This is a genomic window from Duganella sp. FT27W, from assembly GCF_009295655.1.
Taxonomy (GTDB): domain Bacteria; phylum Pseudomonadota; class Gammaproteobacteria; order Burkholderiales; family Burkholderiaceae_D; genus Rugamonas; species Rugamonas zoogloeoides.
The window spans coordinates 1,383,776-1,407,269 of the sequence record NZ_WHIV01000001.1; the positions used below are offsets into that span (position 1 = coordinate 1,383,776).

Annotated in this window: 20 protein-coding genes and 2 pseudogenes; 11 read left to right on the forward strand and 11 right to left on the reverse strand. The window is 65.8% G+C overall.

Annotated elements, in window-relative coordinates; all coding sequences use genetic code 11:
* Positions 1 to 76 precede the first annotated feature (76 nt).
* From fecA to F8197_RS05860, 3 genes are all read right to left on the reverse strand, one after another.
* Entirely contained in the window at positions 77 to 2,440 is a 2,364-nt protein-coding gene (gene fecA, locus F8197_RS05850; RefSeq protein ID WP_152880670.1) for a TonB-dependent Fe(3+) dicitrate receptor FecA, read from the reverse strand.
* A gap of 80 nt (positions 2,441 to 2,520) precedes the next feature.
* Entirely contained in the window at positions 2,521 to 3,591 is a 1,071-nt protein-coding gene (locus tag F8197_RS05855) for a FecR domain-containing protein (protein ID WP_193333340.1), read from the reverse strand.
* A gap of 1 nt (position 3,592) precedes the next feature.
* Positions 3,593 to 4,123 (reverse strand): sigma-70 family RNA polymerase sigma factor, encoded by a 531-nt coding sequence (locus F8197_RS05860; RefSeq protein WP_152880674.1) that lies wholly within the window; start codon positions 4,121 to 4,123, stop codon positions 3,593 to 3,595.
* A gap of 154 nt (positions 4,124 to 4,277) precedes the next feature.
* Here F8197_RS05860 and F8197_RS05865 point away from each other — a divergent pair, with 154 nt between their 5' ends.
* From F8197_RS05865 to F8197_RS05885, 5 genes are all read left to right on the forward strand, one after another.
* On the forward strand, positions 4,278 to 4,805 hold the full coding sequence (locus F8197_RS05865; RefSeq protein WP_152880676.1) for a sigma-70 family RNA polymerase sigma factor: 528 nt from the start codon (positions 4,278 to 4,280) through the stop codon (positions 4,803 to 4,805).
* 9 nt (positions 4,806 to 4,814) lie between these two features.
* A complete protein-coding gene (locus tag F8197_RS05870) occupies positions 4,815 to 5,753 on the forward strand; it encodes a FecR domain-containing protein (protein WP_227012088.1) in 939 nt (312 codons plus the stop codon).
* Between the two features lie 125 nt (positions 5,754 to 5,878).
* Positions 5,879 to 6,766, forward strand: a complete 888-nt coding sequence (locus F8197_RS05875; RefSeq protein ID WP_152880678.1) for a TonB-dependent siderophore receptor — start codon at positions 5,879 to 5,881, stop codon at positions 6,764 to 6,766.
* A 24-nt stretch (positions 6,767 to 6,790) separates the two neighbouring features.
* Entirely contained in the window at positions 6,791 to 8,278 is a 1,488-nt protein-coding gene (locus tag F8197_RS05880) for a TonB-dependent siderophore receptor (protein WP_152880680.1), read from the forward strand.
* Positions 8,278 to 9,771: a PepSY domain-containing protein gene (locus tag F8197_RS05885; RefSeq protein ID WP_152880682.1), complete on the forward strand. Its 1,494-nt coding sequence runs from the start codon at positions 8,278 to 8,280 to the stop codon at positions 9,769 to 9,771. The genes F8197_RS05880 and F8197_RS05885 overlap by 1 nt, the downstream gene beginning before the upstream one ends.
* 139 nt (positions 9,772 to 9,910) lie before the next feature.
* On the opposite strand, the gene F8197_RS05890 is transcribed toward F8197_RS05885, so the two are convergent.
* Positions 9,911 to 10,318, reverse strand: coding sequence for a hypothetical protein (locus F8197_RS05890; RefSeq protein WP_152880684.1), 408 nt, complete (start codon positions 10,316 to 10,318; stop codon positions 9,911 to 9,913).
* A 290-nt stretch (positions 10,319 to 10,608) separates the two neighbouring features.
* Between F8197_RS05890 and F8197_RS05895 the strand changes: the two genes are divergently transcribed.
* A complete protein-coding gene (locus F8197_RS05895; protein ID WP_193333341.1) occupies positions 10,609 to 11,805 on the forward strand; it encodes an extracellular solute-binding protein in 1,197 nt (398 codons plus the stop codon).
* Here the strand turns inward: F8197_RS05895 and F8197_RS05900 are convergent, their stop codons facing one another.
* Positions 11,806 to 12,711 carry a LysR family transcriptional regulator gene (locus F8197_RS05900; RefSeq protein WP_152880688.1) on the reverse strand — a complete coding sequence of 302 codons (906 nt, stop codon included), beginning with the start codon at positions 12,709 to 12,711 and terminating at the stop codon, positions 11,806 to 11,808.
* 139 nt (positions 12,712 to 12,850) lie between these two features.
* Between F8197_RS05900 and hmgA the strand changes: the two genes are divergently transcribed.
* On the forward strand, positions 12,851 to 14,152 hold the full coding sequence (gene hmgA, locus F8197_RS05905; RefSeq protein ID WP_227012089.1) for a homogentisate 1,2-dioxygenase: 1,302 nt from the start codon (positions 12,851 to 12,853) through the stop codon (positions 14,150 to 14,152).
* On the opposite strand, the gene F8197_RS05910 is transcribed toward hmgA, so the two are convergent.
* The gene (locus F8197_RS05910; protein WP_152880692.1) at positions 14,147 to 17,104 is read right to left on the reverse strand and encodes a sensor histidine kinase; all 2,958 of its coding nucleotides are present in this window, start codon (positions 17,102 to 17,104) and stop codon (positions 14,147 to 14,149) included. The two genes, hmgA and F8197_RS05910, sit on opposite strands and share 6 nt — an antisense overlap.
* A gap of 93 nt (positions 17,105 to 17,197) precedes the next feature.
* Positions 17,198 to 17,932: a GntR family transcriptional regulator gene (locus F8197_RS05915; protein ID WP_152880694.1), complete on the reverse strand. Its 735-nt coding sequence runs from the start codon at positions 17,930 to 17,932 to the stop codon at positions 17,198 to 17,200.
* 218 nt (positions 17,933 to 18,150) lie between these two features.
* Between F8197_RS05915 and F8197_RS05920 the strand changes: the two genes are divergently transcribed.
* Positions 18,151 to 19,512, forward strand: coding sequence for an enolase C-terminal domain-like protein (locus F8197_RS05920; RefSeq protein WP_152880696.1), 1,362 nt, complete (start codon positions 18,151 to 18,153; stop codon positions 19,510 to 19,512).
* A 61-nt stretch (positions 19,513 to 19,573) separates the two neighbouring features.
* Here F8197_RS05920 and F8197_RS05925 read toward each other — a convergent pair whose 3' ends face one another.
* From F8197_RS05925 to F8197_RS05935, 4 genes and pseudogenes are all read right to left on the reverse strand, one after another.
* Positions 19,574 to 20,098: a hypothetical protein gene (locus tag F8197_RS05925; RefSeq protein ID WP_152880698.1), complete on the reverse strand. Its 525-nt coding sequence runs from the start codon at positions 20,096 to 20,098 to the stop codon at positions 19,574 to 19,576.
* Between the two features lie 26 nt (positions 20,099 to 20,124).
* Positions 20,125 to 20,823, reverse strand: coding sequence for a sulfotransferase (locus tag F8197_RS05930; RefSeq protein ID WP_227012090.1), 699 nt, complete (start codon positions 20,821 to 20,823; stop codon positions 20,125 to 20,127).
* Positions 20,824 to 20,866: 43 nt separating this feature from the next.
* Positions 20,867 to 20,956: pseudogene (locus F8197_RS29430) on the reverse strand (sulfotransferase); the annotation flags it as partial.
* 132 nt (positions 20,957 to 21,088) lie between these two features.
* Positions 21,089 to 21,961: an MBG domain-containing protein gene (locus tag F8197_RS05935; protein ID WP_152880700.1), complete on the reverse strand. Its 873-nt coding sequence runs from the start codon at positions 21,959 to 21,961 to the stop codon at positions 21,089 to 21,091.
* A 61-nt stretch (positions 21,962 to 22,022) separates the two neighbouring features.
* Here F8197_RS05935 and F8197_RS05940 point away from each other — a divergent pair.
* The 3 genes and pseudogenes from F8197_RS05940 to F8197_RS05950 form a co-directional block, all read left to right on the forward strand.
* Positions 22,023 to 22,886, forward strand: a pseudogene (locus tag F8197_RS05940) (toprim domain-containing protein); the annotation flags it as partial.
* Between the two features lie 91 nt (positions 22,887 to 22,977).
* The gene (locus tag F8197_RS05945; RefSeq protein ID WP_152880702.1) at positions 22,978 to 23,214 is read left to right on the forward strand and encodes a hypothetical protein; all 237 of its coding nucleotides are present in this window, start codon (positions 22,978 to 22,980) and stop codon (positions 23,212 to 23,214) included.
* Between the two features lie 49 nt (positions 23,215 to 23,263).
* Positions 23,264 to 23,470 (forward strand): hypothetical protein, encoded by a 207-nt coding sequence (locus tag F8197_RS05950; RefSeq protein ID WP_152880704.1) that lies wholly within the window; start codon positions 23,264 to 23,266, stop codon positions 23,468 to 23,470.
* The last annotated feature ends 24 nt before the right edge of the window (positions 23,471 to 23,494 follow it).

Consider the following 23,494-nt stretch of genomic DNA (forward strand, 5'->3'; position numbering starts at 1 on the left):
GGTGCAGCAGTTTAACTTAAGATAACTGTTGTTGCACCTCCGCTTCGAATCGTCTCCCCTGCCGCTGGTACTTCGGCTAGAAGCGGCTGCCCAGTTGCAGGTACAAGGTGCGCGGCTGGGCGATGTATTTGCCGAGGTTGTTGTCATCGAACGAGCGGGCGAAATACGCGTGGTCGAACAGGTTTTTCACGCCGGCACTCAGGCGCCAGGAGGCCGATGAGCCCGGACCGCCGCCCAGGTCCACGCTGCCGCGCGCGGCCCACACGCCGTAACCGGGCACGCGGCCATTGTTGCCGGCGGCATTTTCAGGCACGGTGTTGGCGCTGTCGGCAAACTGCGCGCCCTCGAACATGCCGTCCAGGCTTGCGCGCCACTTGCCGGCCTTGTAGCCGACGCCGGCCGTCCCCTTGTGGCGCGGCGAGAACGGCACCTGCAAGTCGAAGTTCGGCCCCGCTTCCCTGATCACGGCATCGACGTACGCATAGCTGGCATAGACGGTCACGCCGGGCAACGCCGCGCCCAGATCGTATTCGACGCTGCTTTCCAGCCCGCGATGGCGGGTTTTGCCGCGCGCATACACGCTGTTGTTCTGCTGATTGCTTTCGTACTGGTTGCTGAAGCGGATCAGGAACAGGTTGGCCTCGGCGCGCAGGCCGCCCTGGCGGTAGCGCGTGCCCAGTTCCCACGACCGGGCTTTTTCCGGCTCGGCGCCGCCGCTGACCACCGCGTTGGCCATTTTGCTGTACTGCACGGTGCCAAACGAGCTGTCCGAGCTGGCATACAGCTTCCAGGCGTCGCTGGCGTGGTACAGCACATTCAGTGCAGGCAGCAGCACGTTGTAATTGCCGCTGTCGCGCTTGCCGGTCAGGTTGTTGTCCTGGTAGGACCTGATGCGCTCGTTGCGCAGGCCGGGCGTGATGGTCCAGTTGCCGGCGTCGATGCGGTCGTCGATGAAGAAGGCGTGGGCGCGGGTGCTGCCCGACGTATCGCGGTCGAACGGGCTGCCCGTGGTGGGCAGCACGTTGTCGGTCTTCAGGCGCCAGTAGCGCAGTTCGTGGCTCGATTCGTCGATGTAGCGATGGCCCACGCCGATCTCGTGGCGCAGCTGGCCGGCGCGGAATGCCTGCGCATAGCGGGTTTCCACGCCGCGCACGGTGTAGGTGCGCGGCGACAGCGTGACGTTGCGGCCCTGGTCCAGGTAGCCGCTGCGCAGGGTGTCGGTGTAAAACGCCTGCACGCTCAACTGGCGCTGGCGGTCGGGCTTGTACTCCCAGGCCAGGCTGGCCAGGTTGCGGCGGCCCCAGAAATTGTCGAGCGGACGGGTGGACTGGTACGGATCGGCCGCAAAAGCTGCGCGCGTGAGGCCGCCCGGCATGTCGGCCTCGCCCTGGTAGTGCTGCAGCATGGCGCTGACGGTGCTGGCGCTGTCGATTTTATAGCGCCCTTTCAGGATCACGTCATCGATTTGCGTGTCGCTGTGCTCGCGCCAGTCGGAACCGCGCACGCCGCTGTACAGGATGGCGCCGCCCAGGCCGTTGTCCAGGGTGCCGCCCAGCAGTACGCTGGTGTGGGTCTTGATGCTGTCGCTGGTCGAGGACGGGCTGAGCTCTCCCTGCACGCTGACGTCGCCGGTGGCCTGCCCGGGAATCGCGCGGGTGACGAAGTTGACGATGCCGCCCACGTTTTGCGGGCCGTAGCGCACGGCGCCGCCGCCACGCACCACGTCCACCGCATCCATATTGCCCATCGAGATGGGCGCAAACGACAGTTGCGGCTGGCCGTACGGCGCGAACGGCACCGGGATGCCGTCCATCAGCACGGTCGAACGCGCTGCCAGGCGCGGGCTCAAACCGCGTACGCCGAAGTTGAGCGCCATGTCGTGGCTGCCGGTGCCGTTATTGGTCGGCGCCAGCACGCCGGGAATGCGGTTGAGGACATCACGGGCGTCGGTGGCGCCCAGGCGCATGAACTCGTCGCGCTCCACGACGCTGCGAGCGCCGCCATGATCCTGCACCGATTGCGCACTGGGATGAACCAGCCAGTTGCCGATCACGGTGATGACCGACATCGGTTCGGGCTGGGCCTGGGCCATCCTGGGCGCCGCGCGCAAGACATAGCTGCCGGGGGCGCGCTGCACGGCTTCGAGGCCGCTGCCGGCCAGCAGGCGCTGCAAGCCTTCGGCCGGCGTGTAGCGCCCTTGCAGCGCGGGTGCAGCTTTACCGTCGGTCAGGCTGGCATCGACCGACAGGGCCATGCCCGCCTCGCCGGCAAAGCGGCTCAGCGCCGTGCTGAGAGCGGCGGCCGGCAGATCGAACGACCGCGCAGCTTCGTGCGCGGCGATGTTCGCGGGTTGGGCGGTGGCAGTGACCGCGCAGGACAGCAGGCCGAGATGGATGGCAAGCGCCAGCTGGCGGCGGCGTGGGGCAAGGCGTAACGACATGGGATTCCCTTTATTGAAGTGGCTTTCCCCTGTATGCCAAGCGAAACCAGAAAAGCGGAACCAAATTTTCAAAAATATTTTTAGCGCGCGGTAATCGTCACCCACCACGGCAGGATGTGCCGCACTTTTACCGGCAGGCTGTCTTCCAGCATCGCGAACACGGCCTCGTGATCGCCCAGCGGATAGGCGCCGACCAGGCGCAAACCCGCCACCTCGGGCGCGCAACCCAGGTATCCACGCCGGTAGCGCGACAGCTCGCGCACGAAGTCGCCCAATGGCAGGTTATCGGCCAGCAGCAGGCGGCGGGTCCAGGCCGGGGCAGCATTGGCGGCGGGAGGAACGGTGCCGGGGGCAGACCCGCCGCGCCAATGGTAGTCGCCTGGCCGGGTAGCCGCGTGCGCCGCATTTGCAGCATCGGCACCGTGCGCTGGCAGCGTCTCGCCATCAATCGTCGACGTATCGAACTGCGCACCTGCGCCGGCCGGGACCACGCGCGCCACGTTCCGGTGCGGCGTGATTTCCACGGCGCCCTGCTCCACCCGCAAGCGGGTGCGCCCGTCCAATAGAGTGACCTCGAAGCGTGTACCCAGCGCGCGCAGCACGCCCTGCCCGGTTTGCACCAGCAGCGGCCGCGCCGGTTGCTGCGTATCGGGCGCGGTGTCGATATGGATGCGGCCGCGCCGCAGCACGATGCGCCGGGCGCCGGTATCGTAGGCGATATCGATCGCGCTGTCGGTATCGAGCAGCAGCGTGCCGCCGTCGGGCAGGCGCAGGCGGCGCAACTGGCCGACCACGCTGTCGTAGCCGGCGCTGGTGCCGGCCAGCACGTTGTCGGGTGCTGCCATGCCCGGCGCGAACTTCCACAAGGCCAGTCCGCCAACTGCCGCCACCAGCATGGCGGCAAAGGCACGGCGGCTTTGCGGTGCGCCCGTCATCAGCGCGGCGCGGGCCGGCGCCTGCGGCAGGCTGCGGAACTGGCCGCTGATCTCCTGCACCTGGCGCCAGGTGGCGGCATGCAGCGGATCGGCGGCCAGCCAGCGCTGCCATTTGACGTGTTCACGCTCGCCGGCCTCGCCCGATTCGAGCAAGGCATACCATTCGGCCGCCTGTTGCAGGACGATGAAGCGTTCTTGCGACACCGGGTTGGCCATGTCAGTCCGCCGCCGCCAGCGCCAGGCACTGGAGCATGGCCTGGGCCACGTACTTGCGCACCATGCGGTCGGACACGCACAGCTCAAGCGCGATTTCCGCGTAAGTGCTGCCATCGACCTGGTGCATGAGGAAAGCGCGGCGCGCCTTGTGCGACAGCCGCGCCAGCATGGCGTCAGCCTGGTGCAAGGCTTCGAGCACCAGCAGGCGTTCTTCCGGCGATGGCGCCAGGTCGGCCGGCAGCGTGGCCAGCAAGTCCAGGTAGGCCCGTTCGATATCCTGCCGGCGCCAGTAATTGACGGCCAGGCCGTGGGCGATGGTGCGCAGGTAGGCACGCGGCTGCAGGATGCCGGCCTGGGCCCGCGTGGCCAATACGCGCACAAAGGTATCGTGGGCGAGGTCGGCAGCCAGGTGGGCGGAGCCGAGCTTGTAGCGCAGCCACGACAGCAGCCAGCCGTGGTGCTCGCCATACAACCGCCCCACGGCATCGCCGTGCAGGGAGTCGGTGGAAAGGGAGCAATCGCTGGCAGGCATGGAAACGAGCTGCCGGCACGGCCAGCCAATGTAATGAGAAGTATTCGCATTATCGGGCAAATAACCGGGTGTGGCAAGCACGTTGCAAGGCTTGTAGCGCCGCGCCGAATGAATCTATAATAATGAGAATTATTCTCAACCATCGTGACGACGCATGACGGCATCTCCTCCCGGGCAGCCACAATTGCACACGCTGTACGCCGAGCACCACGACTGGTTGCAGGCGTGGCTGCGCAACAGGCTCGGATGCCTGTTTACCGCGCAAGACCTGGCGCAGGACACGTTTTTGCGGCTGATCGTGCGGCCGCGCGAACTCGATGCCGGGCAACATCCGCGCGCCTATCTCACCACCATTGCCAAGGGCCTGGTGGTGGATCATTGGCGCCGCGCCGAAATCGAACGGGTGTGGATGGCGGCCATGCTGGAGCGCCCCGAAGCCACGCAGCCGTCCGCCGAGCACCAGGCCATCGTCGTGGAAACGCTGATCGAGGTCGATCGCATCCTTTCCACCCTGGCCGACAAGCCGCGCCAGGCCTTCCTGCTGGCGCAACTGCACGATCTGACCTACGCCGAGATCGGTACGCAGCTGGGCGTGTCCGAGCGCATGGTCAAAAAATACATGGCGCAGGCGATGCTGCACTGCCTGTCGGCGGGCGCCGCCTTCCGCGCCGCGCTGGCCTGACCGATGGCCATGCACCGCCACGAACAGGACATCCCGTACGCCACGCTGGAACAGGCTGCCGAATGGTTTGCAGTGTTTCGCTCCGGCCGCGTCGAAGATGACGAACGCCGGGCCTGGCAGGACTGGCTGGCGGCCGATGCCGGCCATCGCCAGGCCTGGGCCCGGGTGGAAGCGATCAGCGACGGCGTTGCCATCGCCCGCGAAGCGCCGCAAGCGGCAAGCGCCGCCCTGCATGCGGCCAGCCAGGTGCGCCAGCGCCGCAAACTGCTCAAGGCGATGGCGCTGGCAGCGGTAACGGTGGGCGCGGGCTGGCAGGTGGCGCGCCAGGAAAGCGTGCAAACGCTGGTGGCCGGCCTGGGCGCCGCGCACCGCACCGGCACCGGCGAGCACCGCCAGGTAGTGCTGGCCGACGGCAGCCGGCTGTGGCTCGATACCGATACCGCGCTCGACGAGCAGTACGACGACAGCCAGCGCCTGCTGGTGCTGCACCGGGGCGTGATCCTGGTGGAAACACACCCCGATACCGCGCACCCGGCGCGACCCTTCATCGTGCACAGCCGCCAGGGCGCCATGCGCGCACTGGGCACGCGCTTCGCAGTGCGCCAGTACCACGGAAATACCGGGCTGGGCGTGAGCCAGGGCCGGGTCGAGATCACCCCGTTCAACGCGCCGGCGCGGGTAATCACTGCCGGCGAACAAACCAGTTTTACCCGGCACGCCATCGCCGCCGCCGACGCGCTGGAACCGGCACGCCAGGCCTGGACCCAGGGCATGCTGATCGCCGAGGATATGCCGCTGGCGCAGTTCCTGGCGGATCTGTCGCGCTACCGGCCCGGCCACCTGGGCTGCGACCGGCGATCGCCGGCTTGCGCGTGGTGGGCGCCTTCCCGCTGCGCGATACCGGCCAGGCGCTGGCCATGCTGGAAGCGGCGTTGCCGGTGCGGGTGAAATTCACGCTGCCGTGGTGGGTGACGGTCGTCCCTGGATAATATTTTCAGGAAAGCGGTTCCCTTTTTGCCGCGTGGTTCGGAAAGCTCTGTGAAGACCGACATCCTCCTTTTCCGAAAGCACGCATGACTTATTTCGCTCCCCGTCCCCTGCTCGGCCTGCTGGCCGCCGCCACCGCCACCCTGGCCTGCGCTGCCGATGCTGTTCCGCGCACCTACAACATTCCCGCCGGTCCGCTGAACGCCGTGATCGCCCGCTTCTCGGTGGAATCCGGGGTTTACGTGGCCGCCGACGGCGCCCTCACCGGCGACAAAACCAGCCCCGGCGTCCAGGCAACGCTGGCGCCGCGCGACGCGTTGAACCGCCTGCTGGCCGGCAGCGGCCTGGAAGCGGTACCGCAAGGCGCCGGCCGCTACATTCTGCGCCAGGGCGCGGCGCCGCAGGCGGCCGCCCGTACCGGCGTGCCGGCAGCCGCGCCGTTGCCATCGCTGCCGGCAGTGACCGTCAGCGGCGCGCGCGAAACCGCGCTCGGCCACGTGGACGGCTACGTGGCCCGCCGCAGTGCCACCGCCACCAAGACCGACAGCCGCCTGATCGACAATCCGCAATCGGTATCGGTGGTGACCGCCGACGAACTGGCCGACCGCAAGGTGGAAACCCTGGACGAGGCCCTGCGCTACACGGCCGGCGTGACGCCGAACATGAAGCCGTGGGCGGTCGATGAATTTTCGATGTTGCGCGGCTTCGAGCTGGGCACGGCCGGCATCTTTCGCGACGGCCTGCTGACCTCGGGCCGCGCCTACGCCGCACCGATCGAACCATATGGCCTGGAACGCCTGGAAGTGCTGCGCGGCCCGGCCTCGGTGCTGTACGGCCAGTCGCCGCCGGGCGGCATGATCAACGCCGTGTCGAAGCGGCCGTCGGCCAGCGCGATGCGCGAGATGGGCATCGAATACGGCACCTACGATCGCAAGCAGGTCAAGGCCGACCTGGGCGGCGCCATCGACGACTAGGGCGCCTGGCTCTGGCGCGTGACCATGCTGGCGCGCGAAGCGGGCACCCGCCTCGACCTCGACCGCGACGACCGCGTATTCTTCGCCCCGGCGCTGACCTGGCAGCCGGACGCCAACACGCGCCTGACCCTGCTGGGCCAGTACCAGAAAGACAACCAGGCCTATGCCTGGCCCAACCAGTTGCAAAACCCGGGGCCACGCGGCCAGGTTGCGCCCAGCGTCAACCTGGGCGGGCGCGACAATCGCTGGAAGCGCGAGAATGTCGCGCTCGGCTACGAATTCGAGCACCGCTTCAACGACACCTGGAGCGTGCAGCAGAACGTGCGCTACACCGAACTGGATCGCCACGAAACCAACGTCTTCCCGCGCGTGCTGCAAGCCAACGGCGCCATGACGCGCCTGTTCTACCCGCGCAGCTCGCACTGGCGCGGCCTGCAGGCCGATACGCGCGCGCAGGCCGCGTTCCGCACCGGCGCGCTCGCGCATAACGTGCTGGTCGGCGTCGATTACGCCGACAACAAGACCGTCGACCGCTTCCCGTACGCGATTTCGCCCATGCCGGCCCTGGACTTGTACAACCCGGTCTATGGCGACCGCCAGGCGCCGGTGGCCTCAGCCAACCCGCGCAACGAACGCTACCCGCTCAAGCAGGTCGGCCTGTATGTGCAGGACCACGTGAAATGGGACCAGTGGGTGGTGACGGCCGGCCTGCGCCGCGACCGCGCCGATAACTCGAACACCCAGGAACTGCCACGGGCCGGCACGGCCAACCAGACCTACGACCAGTCGGCCAGCAAGACCACCGGCCGCGTAGGCGCGGTGTACCTGATGCCGTCGGGCTGGGCGCCATACGTCAGCTGGTCAACGTCGTTCTCGCCCGAGATCGGCCGCGACATCAACAACAATCTGCTCAAACCCTCCACAGGGCGCCAGCTGGAAGCGGGCTTGCGCTACCAGCCGGACCAGGGCAATGCCAGCTACACGGCGTCGGTGTTCAACCTGGTGCGCAAGAACGTTACCACCGCCGCCGCGCAAGACCCGGACGCGCTGGTGCAAAGCGGCGAAGTGCGCTCGCGCGGGCTGGAACTGGAAGCGCGCGCCGACCTGGCGCGCAACCTGAGCGTGGTGGCACAGTACACCTACCTGGACACCGACATCACCGAGAGCAACAACGGCGATCGCGGCCTGCCGCAGCAGAGCGCGGTCAAGCACAGCGCCTCGGTATGGACCCGCTACCAGCACAAGCTGAACGACACCTGGCTGGCCAACGCCGGCCTGGGCCTGCGCTACTACGGCAAGGCGCGCTCGTCGCTCGACTACGACAACGTCAATCTCACCAATCCGTCGTTCGGCATGCTCGATCTGGCGTTCGGGCTCGAGCAAAAGTCGTGGCGCTACGCGCTCAATTTCAATAATCTGCTCGACAAGCAGGTACTGCTCGATTGCGACGGCACCTTCTGCTACCGCAGCGCCGAGCGCACCGTCAACGTGAGCGCCAGCTACCGCTTCTGATGGAAACCAGGGCGCCCGGCCTGCGCCAGCGCATGGCCGGCCTGCACGCGTGGGCCGGCGTGCTGGCCGGCTGGCTGCTGTACGCGATTTTCATTACCGGCGGCATTAGCTACTTCCGTGAAGAGCTGACCCAGTGGCTGCGGCCGGAACTGCCGGCGCGGCCAGCCGTGCTCGACCAGGCGGCGGCAGCGCAGCGCGCGCTGGCCACGCTGGCGCAACAGGCGGCCGGCGCCGACCGGTGGCAGATCGACCTGCCCGGCTGGCGCCACAACGTGATCGACGCCTCGTGGGAAAGCGGTGACCACCGTGAACGGGCCCTGCTGTCCCCGGCCGACGGCGCCGTGCTGCACCCACGCGCCACCCACGGCGGCGAATTCTTTTATTACTTCCATTTTTCCCTGTACTACCTGCCCGGCACGCTCGGGCGCTGGATCGTCGGCCTGTGCGCGATGATGGCGCTGGTGGTGCTGATCAGCGGCGTGATCGTGCACCGGCGCATCTTCAGCGACTTCTTCACTTTCCGCCCCGGCAAGGGCCAGCGCTCGTGGCTTGACGCCCACAACATCAGCTCGGTGCTGGGCCTGCCGTTTTACCTGATGATCGTCTATACCGGGCTGGTGACGCTGATGCTGACCTATATGCCGTGGGGCGCTGTGGCGGCATTCGGCCAGCAGCAGGCGCGACCGGCGATGGCGCAGGCGATGCAGGCGCGGTTCGAAACGCCGGAACGCACTGGCGTGATGGTGCCGCCCGCGCCCCTTGCACCACTGATGGCGCAGGCCGCTGTGCGCTGGGGCGACGGCAGCATCGGCCGCGTGATCGTGAGCCATCCCGGCGATGCGGCGTCGCGCGTCGCGCTCGTGCGCGGCGATGGAGGCCGGATCTCGGTGGCGCCGGCGTATTTGCTGTTCGATGGCGTGAGCGGCGCCTTGCTCGACGAGCGCGCACGCAGCGGGCCGGCGCTCACCACCTGGGGCACGGGATACGGCCTGCACCTGGGGCGTTATGCCGATCCGGCGCTGCGCTGGCTGTACTTTGGCAGCAGCATGCTGGGGGCGTCCATGGTGGCGACCGGGCTGGTGCTGTGGACGGTCAAGCGGCGCAGCAAGCCGGGGACTTCACTGGCGTGGCTGCGTTTTACCCAGGCCGGCAATGCCGCATGCGTGGCGGGTTTGCCGGTGGCGGTGGCCGTTTTCCTGCTAGCCAATCGGCTGCTGCCGCTCGGGTTGGCCAACCGGGAGCAATGGGAGGTGCACGGTTTTTTCCTGTGCTGGGGCGCCGCTACCGTTTATTCCGGATGGCGCGGCGGCATTGCGGCCTGGCGCGGGCTGTGGTGGCTGGGGGCAACGCTGTGGCTCGCGCTGCCTTTGGTGGATGCCGGCCTGCCTGGCCGGCCCGCGAGCGAACTGTTTATCAGCTTCGATAGCGCGTTTGTCGCGGTCGGATTGCTGTGCTTGTACCTGGGCTGGCGCACAGGCGCTGCAACGCGGTAGCGCCTGTCCCGGTGCAGTCACGGTCAGCGCCGCTGGGGCGAAGCGGTAGCGCGACGCCTTCCAGAATCGCTGCGGCCCTAGGGTGTACCCTAGTTAAGCGAAAATCGCCGCCGGAATGGTCTTCCGGCGAGAAACAGCACTAGTGGCACCTGGCGCCGAACGCGCCGTGACGTGGCGCCATGTTCATCACGTGTGCGCCGGCCTTGGCCGACACATTCCAGCCGCCCTCGCGCTCGAAGTCATCGAGTTCAGCGTCCAGCGGTCCCGGTGGCGCATCGCCGGCGTGCAGCCAGTGGTGCAAGATGCTGAAATACATTTTGCCGATCAGGCGGTCGTCGTGCGCGGCCATGGGACCGACCATGCCGGCGCCAGCCTGGAACGGCGCAAAGCGCAACCGCACGGCGCCGTCGTCACAGTTGCCGTCATTGGCGGACAGGTGCACTTCTCCGCCGGTATCGATCCACAATACGTGCGCGCCGGCAAGGTCGTCCGCTTCGGCAATCAGGCGGCGCAATTCGCCGATGGTGGTTGGTGTGGTCAGGTTCATGTCGATACTCCTTGTAGATGATCTCTCACATGCAGGGAGATTGTGCGCCTGCCCGAGGCCGGTTTGCGTAGGACGGACGCGTAGTGGCAAGTAGGAATGGGGCAAGCAGCCATGTCGTCCATTGCCAGCAGACGTCCACCCAAACATTTAAAACTTGCACAATTAAAATGGCTCTGAGACATTATCAGCGTATCCTGCCAACTGGATCCAACCCGACCACTGCAATGACATCGATGCCCAGCATATTCATTCGTCTGCGCCGCCGGCATGCCAGGGGATGGTTATGGGCCGTGTTTTTACTGTTCTGCCAGCCATGCGCCGCCGAGCAACTGGTGATCGATTACGTGATCTCCAACAGTCCCCAGCGTAGCGCCTGGCTCAGCATCATCGACCAATTTTCTGCGGCTAATCCCGACATCGAAGTCGTCAACAACGGCTTCCCACAAGAACAATACAAGCGCGATTTCACCACCCGGCTCCGCGAGGGCCGCGCCGACGTGGCGTTCTGGTACGCGGGCGAACGCCTGCGCGATGCCGCCAGCCACAAGCTGCTGGTGCCGCTCGACGCCGGCATGCTGGCGCTCCTGGAAAACAAAAAATTCTTGCCCGGTACGCTGGACGGCACCCGCATCGAGGGCCAGGTATACGGCTTTCCGCTGTATTACTACGTGTGGGGTTTTATTTACCGCAAGTCGCTGTTCCAGCAACTGGGCCTGCAAGCGCCAGCCACCTGGGACGAATTCCTGCAAGTGTGCGCGCGACTGAAAGCGGCGGGCGTGACGCCGCTGGGCCTGGGCGCACGCAGCGCCTGGCCGGCCGCCGCCTGGTTCGACTACCTGAATCTGCGCCTGAACGGCGTGGCGTTCCACCGCAAGCTGCTGCGCGGCGACATCGCCTTTACCGATGCCCGGGTCAGACAGGTATTCGATACCTGGGGCGGCCTGCTGCGCAACGATTACTTTTTTGCGCCCACCATCGACCAGGAGCATGAACGGGTGCTGCCCTATATGTACCGCAACCACGTGGGCATGATGCTGGCCGGCAGTTTCATCGCGGCCCGCTTTCCCAACGCCATCGCGCCCGACATGGGGTTCTTTCCGTTCCCCGTGATGCGCCCCGGCCAGCCCGTCTACGAGGAAGCGCCGCTCGATGTGCTGGTACTGCCGGCGAGGGGCCGTCATCCCAAGGCGCGCAACCGCTTCCTGGCCTTCCTCGCCGAAGGCGACGCACTGCGCCGCATCGCCGAGGCCGACCAGACCCTGGCGCCGCAGGCAGGCGCCACGTCACCGGCCGTGCTGCTGGGCGAGGCCACGGCAGCCGTCTGGCGCGGGGCGGCCGGCCACACCTACTTCTTCGACCGCGACGCCAGGGCCGACCTGGTGGCGCCCACCTACGACAACCTGCGCCGTTTTCTGGAAGCGCCCCACGATACCGACCGGGCAATACGGGGGATCGAGGCGGCGCGCAAGAAACTGCGCCAGCCCTGACTATTCCGCAAACGTCTGCGCCACCAGGTTGCGCAGCCACTGGTTGCCCGCATCCTGGCTGTAGCGCCGGTGCCAGAACAGCCGGGTCTGCAGGGTTGGCAGCGCCAGCGGCGGCCGCACGTAGGCGAGCTGGAATGGCGCGGCCGCGCGCTGCGCCAGCTTTTCCGGCACCGTCACCACCAGGTCGGTACTGCTCACGATATAGGGCACGGCCGTAAAGTGCGGTACCTGGAACGTGGTGGCCGCGCGCACGCCGGCCTCTTCCAGCAGCGTGTTGATGCGGTCGTACGGGCTTTCGGACGACGCCACCACCAGGTGCTCGACTGCCAGGAAGCGTTTGAGCGTGGGCGTGCCACGGGCCAGCGCGTGGCCCTGGCGGAACATGGTCACGTACTCCTGCTCGAATAGCCGCCGCTGGTACAGCGATGCCGACACGTCGTCGAAAGCGCCGATGGCCAGGTCCACCCTGCCCGCCTCCATCTCGGTCTTGAGGTCGATGGCGCTGGCGCGCACGGTGCTGACCTGGACCCTGGGCGCGCGCCGGCGCAACAGGTCGATCAGCACCGGCATGAAATACACCTCGCCCACGTCGGTCATGGCCAGGCGGAAGTGGCGTGCGCTGGTGGCAGCGTCGAACGCCTGCGGCGCGTTGACGGCATCGGTAATGCTGGCCAGGGCGCCGGCTACCGGATCGGCCAGTTGTTCAGCAAACGGCGTCGGCTGCATGCCCTGCGCAGTGCGTACGAACAGCTCGTCGTCGAACGTGCGGCGCAGCCGCGCCAGCGCGTTGCTGACCGCCGATTGGGTCAGATGCAGGCGCCTGGCGGCCAGCGAAATCTGGCGCTCGCGGTACACCTCGTGGAAGACCACCAGCAAGTTGAGGTCGATATTGCGGATGTCGATCATGTCCGGTTCCGGGGTAGTCAGGGCTCGGCCACAGGCTACCATTATTTACACCATAAATAGTCTGTATTCATTCATTTACCTCGTAAAACCCTGCTCAAAGTTTTACAGTGGTGCAAAAAACATGACCACGGAGACCGCCATGACCGCCAACTACCAATCCGGCTTCGGCAACGAATTCGCCACCGAGGCCCTGCCCGGCGCGCTGCCCGCGCACCGCAACTCGCCGCAGAATGCCGCCTACGGGCTGTATGCCGAACAGGTATCGGGCACCGCTTTCACGGCGCCGCGCAGCCACAACCGGCGCTCGTGGTTATACCGCATCCGCCCCGCCGCCATGCACCAGCCGTTCCGGCGCCTCGACAACGGCCGCATCGTGGCCGACTTCGGCCTCGTCGAGACGCCGCCAAACCAGCTGCGCTGGGATCCGTTGCCCATGCCGGAGCAGCCCACCGACTTCATCGACGGCTGGGTGACCATGGCCGGCAACGGTTCCGCCGCGTCGCAATCGGGCTGCGCAATCCACCTGTACGCCGCCAACCGCGATATGGCGGGTCGCTATTTCTACTCGGCCGACGGCGAACTCCTGATCGTGCCGCAGCAAGGCCGGCTGCTGCTGCGCACCGAGCTGGGTGTGCTGGACATCGCGCCGCAGGAGATTGCCGTGATCCCGCGCGGCATCCGCTTCCAGGTACTGCTGCCGGATGGCGCGGCGCGCGGCTATATTTGCGAGAATTTCGGCGCCCTGCTGCGCCTGCCCGACCTGGGGCCGATCGGCTCGAACGGCCTGGCCAATCCGCGCGACTTCCTGACGCCCTGCGCGCACTACGAGGATATCGAAGGCGACTTCGAACTGGTGGCCAAGTTCTGCGGCAACCTTTGGCGCGCCGCCATCGGCCATTCGCCGCTCGACGTGGTGGCCTGGCATGGCAACTACGCGCCGTACAAATACGACCTGCGCCATTTCAACACCATCGGTTCGATCAGCCACGACCATCCCGATCCGTCGATTTTCCTGGTCCTGCAGTCGCCAAGCGACACGCCCGGCGTGGACAACCTCGACTTCGTGATCTTCCCGCCGCGCTGGCTGGTAGCCGAGGACACGTTCCGTCCGCCCTGGTTCCACCGCAACGTGGCCAGCGAGTTCATGGGTCTGATCCACGGCCAATACGACGCCAAGTCCACCGGCTTTCGTCCCGGCGGCGCCAGCCTGCACAACTGCATGAGCGGCCACGGTCCGGACGCGCCGACGTTCGAAAAAGCCAGCGCCAGCGACACCAGCGTGCCGCACAAGGTCGATAACACCATGGCCTTCATGTTCGAGACGCGCCACGTGATCCATCCCACCGCCCAGGCGCTGGCGTCGCCCCAGCTGCAACCCGACTACGCGCAATGCTGGATGGGCATGCGCAAGCGCTTCGATCCAGTGCGCGCCGACTTATAGCGCTTCCGCATACACCAGCCGCGCCGGCACTTTCAGTTCGACCACGGTACCCTGGCCGGCGGCGCCGCCGATCTCGAGCGCGGCGCCAACATGGCGCGCACGCTCGCGCATGCCCACCAGGCCGAAATGGCGGTCCTTGAGACGCTCGCGGACTTCCTCGTCGTCGAGGCCGCGACCGTTGTCGGCCACGGTCAGCACCAGGGCGTCGTCGCCATAGCCGATGCGCGCGGTCACCTTGCTGGCATGCGCGTGCTGGAAGGCGTTGCGCAGCGCTTCCTGGGCGATGGCGCACAGCTCTTCCTGCACCGGCGGCGACAGCGCCCGCGCCGTGCCATCGATCATCAGTTCGAACCCGGTCGCCTCGTGCACGGCGGCCAGGCTGGCGCCGCAGTGGCGCAGTTGCTGTTCGAGATCGAGCCCGCTGCGCAATTGCTGGACCTGGTCGCGGCCTTCCTCGATGGCGCGGTCGGCCTCGTCGAGGATCGCTTCGAGCCGGGTGCGCGGCTCGCTGCCTTCCGGCAGCTTGGTCAGTACCGAATACACGCGCAGCACCAGCGCCTGTACGCTTTGCAGGAAGGTGTCGTGCAGGGTGCGGGCGATGCGTTCGCGCTCGTCCATGCGCACCTGCAACTGGCTGGCGATGGCGGCCGTGGCTTTTTGCAGGCGGTACCGCCAGGCGCCATACAGCGCCAGCAGCGCCAATGCCAGGCACAGCAGTTGGAACCACCAGGTTTGCACGATCGTGGGCGCGATCTCGATCTGCATCGAGGCCACGACGTCGCTGGCCATGCCGTCTTCGTTGGCCGCGCGCACGCTGAAGTTGTAGCGGCCCGGCCCCACGTTGGTGTAGTAGGCGGCACGGCGGGTGCCGGCATCCTGCCACTGCTGGTCCACGCCGTCGAGCTTGTACTGGAACTGCATGCCTTCCGGCTTGCGCAAACCTGGCGCGGTGTACTGGATATTGAAATTGTGCGAATCGGGCGGCAGGCGCAGCACGGCCGCCGCCGGGTAGGCGCCCTGGTCGGTATTGACGCGCAGCAGTTGCACGATGGGCTTGACGGTATTGGCGCGCAAGGCGTTGGTATCGAGCCGCACCAGGCCGCCTGTGGCGCGCAGCCACAACACGCCGTTGCCCATGTTGTAGACCGAGGTTTGCCGGTTGCCCACGGCAGCGCGCCCCGGATAGCCTTCGAGCGCATCGATCAGTTCGTACACCAGCGGGATCGATGGCTGGCGCACCGAGTTTTCCCAGTCGCTGCGCCGGATATGCACGAGGCCCCGGGCGCCGTTCAGCCAGCGGTCGCCGTCGGGCGTGACGGCCATGCCACTGACCATGCGCAGCGCCTCCGAATTAAGCGGCCCCAGCTGTACGAAGCGGTTGTCGCGCATGACGACGATGCCGCGCTCGCCGCCCACCACCAGTTGCTGCCCCGGAAAAATACCGGTCTCCAGTCCGACCGCAGCGATGTCGTACCGGGTCGATTTGCCATTGTCGTACAAGGTCAGGCCGCCGTCGTTATGGCTGAGCCAGAGCTGGCCCGGACCGCCGGCTGCCGACATATAGATGCGCTGCGGCAGGTTGAACTCGCCGCGTGGCAGCCAGCGGCCGTCTTTCAGGCCCATCAGGCTGGTCTGCAAGGCCGCCATCCACAACGTGTTGCCGTCGTCGAGCACGCCCAGCACGGTCAGATCGACCGGTTTTCCGCCCGGCATCGGCAGCGAAATCTTGCTCGATTTGCCCTGGTAGATGCGTTCGATGTCGCGCGTGCCGGCGATCAGCACGGCGCCGTCGCGGTCGCGGGCCAGCGAAATGCCGCTGCGGTGCGGATCGCGCACGGCCACGCCGTCGGCGCCGATGGTCCAGATGCCACGCGTGGCCCAGTCGGCCAGCCACAGCTTGCCGTCATCGTCGCGCGTCACGCTGAGCTCGCCGCTGGCGCCCGCAATCCTGGCAGGGATCAGCTTGTTTTCGCGAAAGCGGTCGAGCCCAGACCGGGTGGACACCCAGAGATTGCCTTCGCGGTCTTCCAGCATGCCGCTGGTGGCAATGTCCGTCAATTGCCAGGCCTGGTCCAGGCGATCCGTGGCCTGCTGCGCGGGATTGATCGGCCGGTTGGGCAGGCTGCCGGCGCGGGCCACGCGGCAAATGCCCTGCGGGCACAGCAGCATCCATAAATTGCCATCGCGGTCGAACTGGGCCACTTCGCGCGATTCCGACTGGTTAAAGTCCGGCAACCGGGGCATCTGCTGCCCCGGCGCGGGCATCGGCACCGGGCGCAAATTGCGGTTGTCATCGACGGCCCACAAGCGGCCATCGGGCGACTGCAGCAGCCGGCCGCCCATGCCCTCCCCCTCCACCCGCAGCAGTTTCTTCGCTTCGCGGTCATAGCGGTACAAGGCATGGCGGGTCGATGCCCACACCCGGTCGTACTGGTCGATGGTCACGTTCTGCACGCTGTCGGCCCAGTCGGGGCCAGTGGCGACGGTCTCCCATTTGCCGCCGGCGTAACGGTACACGCCCTCGAAGGTGGCGGCCCAGATGGCGCCGCTGCGGTCCATGTCCATGGCCCGTATCGCGCCCTGCTGGCGCGGCGGCGACGACAGCTCGGTTACCTTGCCGTTGGCGTGGACAATCAGCAAGCCTTCCGGGCTGAAGCTGACCAGCAGATCGCCATTGTCGAGCGCGTGCATCGCCAGCACCTGGTTCAGCTTGAGCGGATAGCGTTCGAAGGTGACGCCGTCGAACCGGTACAAGCCATCGGGCGTGCCGAGCCACAGCCAGCCGTCGCGGGTTTGCGCCATGCTCTGAATATCGGACGGCACGCCATCCTTCTGGGTCCAGCTGGTACGGTTGAGGTCTTCCAGGCGGATGTCGGGATTGAGGGCGTGGGCAACATGCCACGACCAGAGCAGCGCCAGTCCGAACAACAGCTTCCAGCAATATCCGCGCATGACCATCCTTGGGAGCAAAGGATTGATTCTAATTTGACAGCCGGTTTTGGCGGTATGCCTTTAGGCGGAGGTGGTTGGGAATACAACGGTTGGCTACGAATTCACCGGGGCGCGGTCCGTAAAATCGGCCATCGGCAAGATGTAGTCGGGATACCTTTCGCGCAAGCTGTCGAGTTCGGTCAAGGTGCCGGACAGGTGGCGCCGTACCCACTGCTGGGCGCCGGCCGGGTCGCCGGCGGCGATCGCTTGCGCGATGCCGGTGTGTTCTTCCAGCACGGTCTGAGCCTTGCCGTTGACGGGCACGTGCAGCCGCCGCAACCGGTCGAGGTTGCCGCTGGCGCCACGGATCATGTGCCATACGCTCATCAGCTGGGCCGCGTGGTACATGGTCTTGTGGAATTCCTGGTCGAACAGGATGAAGCCGCCGATATCGTCCGCCTCCAGGCAGGCGCGCTGCTTGATTACGGCGCCCATCAGCAACTTGTCGATGTCGGCGCTGCGGGTGCTGGCCAGACCGTGCACGATTTCCAGTTCGACCGACAACCGCAGCACGTGGGCCTGGCGCGCCGAGTCGAGGTCGATGGCGCGCACGCGCGTCAAATGCTGCGGGAAAATTTCCACCAACCCTTCTTTTTCCAGCCGCGACAACGCATCGCGCACCGGCATCGGCGACAAGTCGAGCGCTTCAGCTACCTGGGTGCGCGACAGCGACGTGCCCGGTTCCAGCGCGAGCGTGACGATGGCCTCGCGCAAATGTTCATAGACCTGGGAAGCGGCGCTGCGCGAACGGTCGAGGCGGAACGAAGCGGTCAGGCTTTCTAAACTCATTGTGGGGCGTCAAAGTTGGTCGCGGAGGCGCCGATTTTAGCATGGCGCCCCGGGCACAGGCCCCGCGCGGCCCGGCGATTGCCGATTGCGGCGTGCAGTGGCGAAACAACATTGCATGCTGAAACCTTCAAATTTTGATGGCGTGCGCGGCAAAACATGCGTTACACTCGACTCCGTTACCTAGGATCCTAGCTCAACTTTCGTGGATTAAAACTCATATGCAACAATCGAAAACTCCGGTTATTACCGAAATGCAAGTTATCCCCGTCGCCGGCCACGACAGCATGTTGTTGAACCTGTGCGGCGCCCATGCGCCCTGGTTCACCCGCATCCTCGTGTTGCTCAAAGACAGCTCGGGCCATACCGGCATGGGCGAAGTGCCCGGCTCGGCCGGCATCCTGCGCGCGCTGGAAAAAGCCGTGCCGCTCGTGGTTGGCACCGAGGTCGGCCGCTACAACCGCACCCTGAACACCATGCGCGACGCGATTGCCGGCAAGGACAACCACCAGGTCACCAATGCCGGCGAACAGGCGGTCATGAAGCAGCCGCACGAAATCAACCTGCGCCTGGAAAACGTGGTGACGGCAGTGGAAGCCGGCCTGCTCGACCTGCTGGGCCAGCACCTGGGCGTGCCCGTGTGCGAACTGCTTGGCGCCGGCCAGCAGCGCACCCACGTGCCGATGCTCGCCTACCTGTTCTACATCGGCGACCGCCAGCGCACCGACCTGCCCTACCTGTCCGGCGACGGCCAGCAAGGCTGGTACGGCCTGCGCCACCAGGAGGCGCTGACACCGCAAGCGATTGCCGACCTGGCCTCGGCCAGCGTGGAGCGCTACGGCTTCCGCGACTTCAAACTGAAGGGCGGCGTGATGCGCCCGGAAGAAGAAATTGCGGCGGTAGCGGCGATCAAAGCGCGCTTCCCCGACGCCCGCGCCACGCTCGACCCCAACGGCGCCTGGTCGCTGGAACAGGCGATTGCCGCCTGCCGCGGCCAGGGCCACGTGCTGGCCTACGCGGAGGACCCGTGCGGTCCCGAAAACGGCTACTCGGGCCGCGAGATCATGGCCGAGTTCAAGCGCGCTACCGGCATTGCCACCGCCACCAACATGGTCGCCACCGACTGGCGCCAGATGGCCCATTCGCACCTGCTGGGCGCAGTGGACATTCCACTGGCCGATCCGCATTTCTGGACCATGCAGGGCTCGGTGCGGCTGGCGCAGCTGTGCCACGAATGGGGCCTGACCTGGGGCTCGCACTCGAACAACCATTTCGACGTGTCGCTGGCGATGTTTACCCACGTGGCCGCTGCCGCACCGGGCAAAATCACGGCGATCGACACCCACTGGATCTGGCAGGAAGGCCAGGAACGGCTTACGCAGGAACCGCTGCAGATCGTCGGCGGCCAGGTGGCGGTGCCGGACCGGCCGGGCCTGGGCATTACGCCCGACATGGAACGGATCCACGCCGCCCACGAACTGTACAAGCGAGTGGCCGGCGGCGCCCGCGACGATGCGGCCGCCATGCGCTACCTGGTGCCGGACTGGACTTACGATCCGAAGCAGCCGAGCTTCAAACGCTGATTTTCACAGCGTGGATGCCTTCGGGCTTTCCTCACCGTGGACGTCGCCGACATGGACGGAATCACGCCTGCTGAAAAAACGGGGTCAGTACCTTGACCAGGACTTCCGGCGTCGACTCCTCCCATGCGTTGCCATCGATGGTGCGCCCTGTAACGACACCATCTGCAGAGAGCTCGAAAAATACCGGGATCGAGTCAAATTGCGGCAGGTGCAGATCGTCGAATTTGCGGTCCCATGCCTCCAGGTCGAGCTTGAGCAAATGAATACCTTCGAGGGTGGCAGCCATGCGTGGATCGGTGAACGATTCAAACATTTCCAGACACGGGGTACACCACGTCGCACTAACGCAGGCGAAAGGTTTTAATCCTCTTGCCTGCACACGCGCCAAGGCCTCCCTGACGTCGATATCAAGTGTTGCGCCATGCGGCGCCAGTTCTTCAATGCGAAAACGCGCGGTATCGATCAGCAGCGTGGGCGCCGTTTCTGCCTGGTCCGGCCAGGGCATGGTGGATCCAAACGTATAACCGCAAAGGTACATCGACTTGCCCTCAAAAGGGTAAGCGGCGACGCTGCGGTCGGCCTGCATGGCGACGGCAAGGTCCCGTCTGCAACTTAGCCCTTTGCGGCGACGCGAGGGTAATACATCTCGTAAAACCAGCCGTAAGCGCTCTCGATCTGCTGCTGGATACGCGGCGGTATCGCATGCGGCTGCGGTGCGCGGATGGAGGCAAACTGCCGTTGCGGATATTTCATGCGGTAGTGACTGTCGCTTTCGCGCAAACCCATGCGCAGATTGTCCGGGTCGATCCGGAACGGCGCCAAACCCAGCCAGGCATACAGGTGCGACATGCATTCGTCTGGCCGTGCCATCAAATCCTCGAAACGCACCACATACAGCTTTTGCTGCACCGCCAAAGGCAAGTCCAGCACCGCCTGCAGGGCGCTCAAGGGCGAGCCGATGGCGCGGTCCTTGGCGAACAGCATGTCGGCGCGGCCCAAGCGGTCGTAGTCGGCCAGATGATCGATAAAATCGAGCAGGATGGTACGCTGTTGCTGGGCTTCGACCGAGCCATATACCTGCCCCAGTTCACGCACGCAGACAATCAGCTTCGCTTCCGGCGCCAGTTGCAGCAGCATTTCCACCGCGTGCAGCCAGGCGCGGTTCTTGTCGACCACGGCCAGCTTGCCGCAATCCTGGTACCAGCCCCGCAGAAAGCCCTGCATCGCCGTCTTCAGGTGAGCATAACTGGCGTCGAAAGCGGTATCGAGCTGGGACAGGAAAAACGGATCGTCGCTGATCGTGCGCCGCATGTTTTGCAGGGCACTGCATACGGGGGGTCCTGTTGCCTTCGCTGTGCACGTCCGGATGCTGCGCCAGCAACTGGCACATCAGGGTGGAACCCGCGCGCGGCAAGCCGCTCACGCCGATAAAATTGGGGGTCATTGCACTCCTGTCAGATTGAAGATGGCCATGGACTGATTATAGGGTGCCGGCAGATGGCGGGGAGGCAAAAAAAACGCCGCTTCGCATGGTTCACGAAGCGGCACTTCAAGCGGCAAGCCCGTTAGCGCATGCTTACTGGCTTTCGATGCTGGTGTTGCCAGTCTCCATCGGCAAGCGCAGGCCCGTATCGACCACGCTCAGGCGCAAGCCTGGCAAGACATTGCTGTTCACCGAGGCAGTCGTTTGCACCACCGGCGCGCTGCCCTGCTGCGGCTGGTTGCTCTGCACCACATCTTCCTTGCTGGTGACAGTTTCGCCTTTCGCCACCACCTCGGCCTGCACCATATTGCCTTGCGATGGCGCCAGATTGACCGCCGAGATCACGCTGGCCACCGCGCTTTGCAGCGCCTCGGTCGGATTGACCGTCAGTACGCCCGGCGTATAGGTCAGCGCATAGTTGGTGGACGCCTGGCCGGCTGCGGACACCACGTAGCTGCCCGCTGGCGAGCCGGTGGTCGCCGGCGTGCTGAACGCCAGGTTGCCGCTGACTTCGTTCGCCAGCGTGTCGCCGCCCAGCAAGCCCGTGTAGCTGGCCGTGAAGGCCGGATTGGCGCGGCCCTGGTCTTTCTCGGCATTGTCCACTTTGACTCCCAGGGCGGCCTGCGTGATGCTGGCCGTGGTGGTCGCCGTGGTGTTGACAATATAGTTGTCAGCATCCGCGCCGCCGAGCGCAATGCCGTTTACAGTCACCGTCTTGTTGGCGCCGGCGTTCTTGTGGGCAAAGCTGGCGCCGCTGTTGCTGATGGTCAGCACGTCGCCGGCGATACGATTGTCGCCCAGGGTCACGCTGGCATTGGTGGTGGTGTCGTACACACGCGACGCGGCATTCGTGGCGCGCACCAGCAGGCTGGCCGGCGTGATGCTGGCCGTCAAGCCGGTCGGGTTGCTGACCGTATAGTTGCTGGCCAGGCCGGTGCTGGTATCGACCAGCGTCGTGCCGGTCACCGTCACCGCCTTGGCGGTGGCCGCGTTCTTGTCGGTAAACGTCGCCGACGTATCGCGCCGCCAGGAGCAGGCGGCAGCACGCGTCGCGCGGCAAATGCAGAAGCTCGTGCCGGTGGACGAGCCGACGCCGTACATGCAGGCCAAGGGCATCGCCCCGCACGCCGGCGCGCTGACCGACAAGGATGGCGGGAAGACCTACGTGCCGGCGGTCGATGCCGATGGCAAGCAGTGGAGCATGCAGTACATCCAGGAGGACGGCACCAAGCGCTTCGCAAAGGACAGCAGGAAGGACGGCTGCTTCCACGCCGTCGGCGGCATGCAGCAGCTGGCTGCCGCCCCTGTCCTTGTCATCGCCGAGGGTTATGCCACGGCAGCGACGCTCAAGCAGGCGCTCGGATTTGCGACGGTGTCGGCATTCGATGCGGGCAATCTGGCGCAGGTGGCGCGGGCGCTGCACAACAAGTTCCCGGACAAGCCAGTGGTGATCGCTGGCGACGATGACCGCCATCTGGTCGCGACCCAGGGCGCCAACCCGGGCCGGACCAAGGCGGAGGAAGCGGCAAGCCTGGTCGGCGGCAAGGTGCTGCTGCCGATCTTCGCGCCCGGCGAGAACAGTTTTCCGGCGGGCGTGGAGCCGGTGACCGTCAGCGCATTCCGCCAGCACAGGAACGGGTTGAACGCTCTGAGCGAGGAGCAGACCGATGCGCTTAACCGGATGAAGCAGTTCACCGACTTTAACGACCTGGCCAACAAGAGTTCGCTGGGCATGGCTGGTGTCGAGCGCCAGGTACGCTCGGCCGTGAACGACGTCGTGAACAGCCACCGTCAGGCTGCGGTGCATGAACAGGAGGTTGCACTCACGCCGGCGCAGGAAGAATCGGTGGGGCTCAAGCCGAAGCGCAAGCGTGCGGCTGCCATTGCGTAATCTTCAGCACCGGTCCGGTGGCACTGGCCGGGCCGGTGGCTGAAAACCTGGACTATAATGAAATGCATACGTCAATTGAAGGGAGACCATCATGACACTCAAGATTCGCGGACCTCGCAGGTTCGAGTCCCCGGGCGTATTGCGCGGCGATGCGCCGTTTCTTGGCGCCACCGTGGCTGAATGGGACAGAGCGATCCTCGGCAACATGGAAAAGACGCTGGCAGAGATCAAGCTGCGCACGACGAACGCGCCAAAACGCGATGCTTCCAAGGCCGTCACCTCGGACCTGGCCAGCTCGGTCAGCAAGCGCCTTGCTGGGATAAAATAATATCTGCCATCCCTCGGGCGCGTCTGCATACGTCCAGCGGCGTTGGCATATGTCCGATCAAAAATACTCCGCCATCCAGGCGCCGCACGTGATGATGTGTGTCGGACCTGATGGCTCCGGCAAAACCTCGCTGATCGACGACATCAAGCAGACTGTTCGTTCCACGCTGCGCGGCCGCTACCCCGTACCTGAACGCTTCATCAATCCCGGAACGTCCGACAATGAAGCCTTCACGCGCGAACACGTCTTCGCGTGAGCAGGCGCGCCGCCCCGGGCTTGA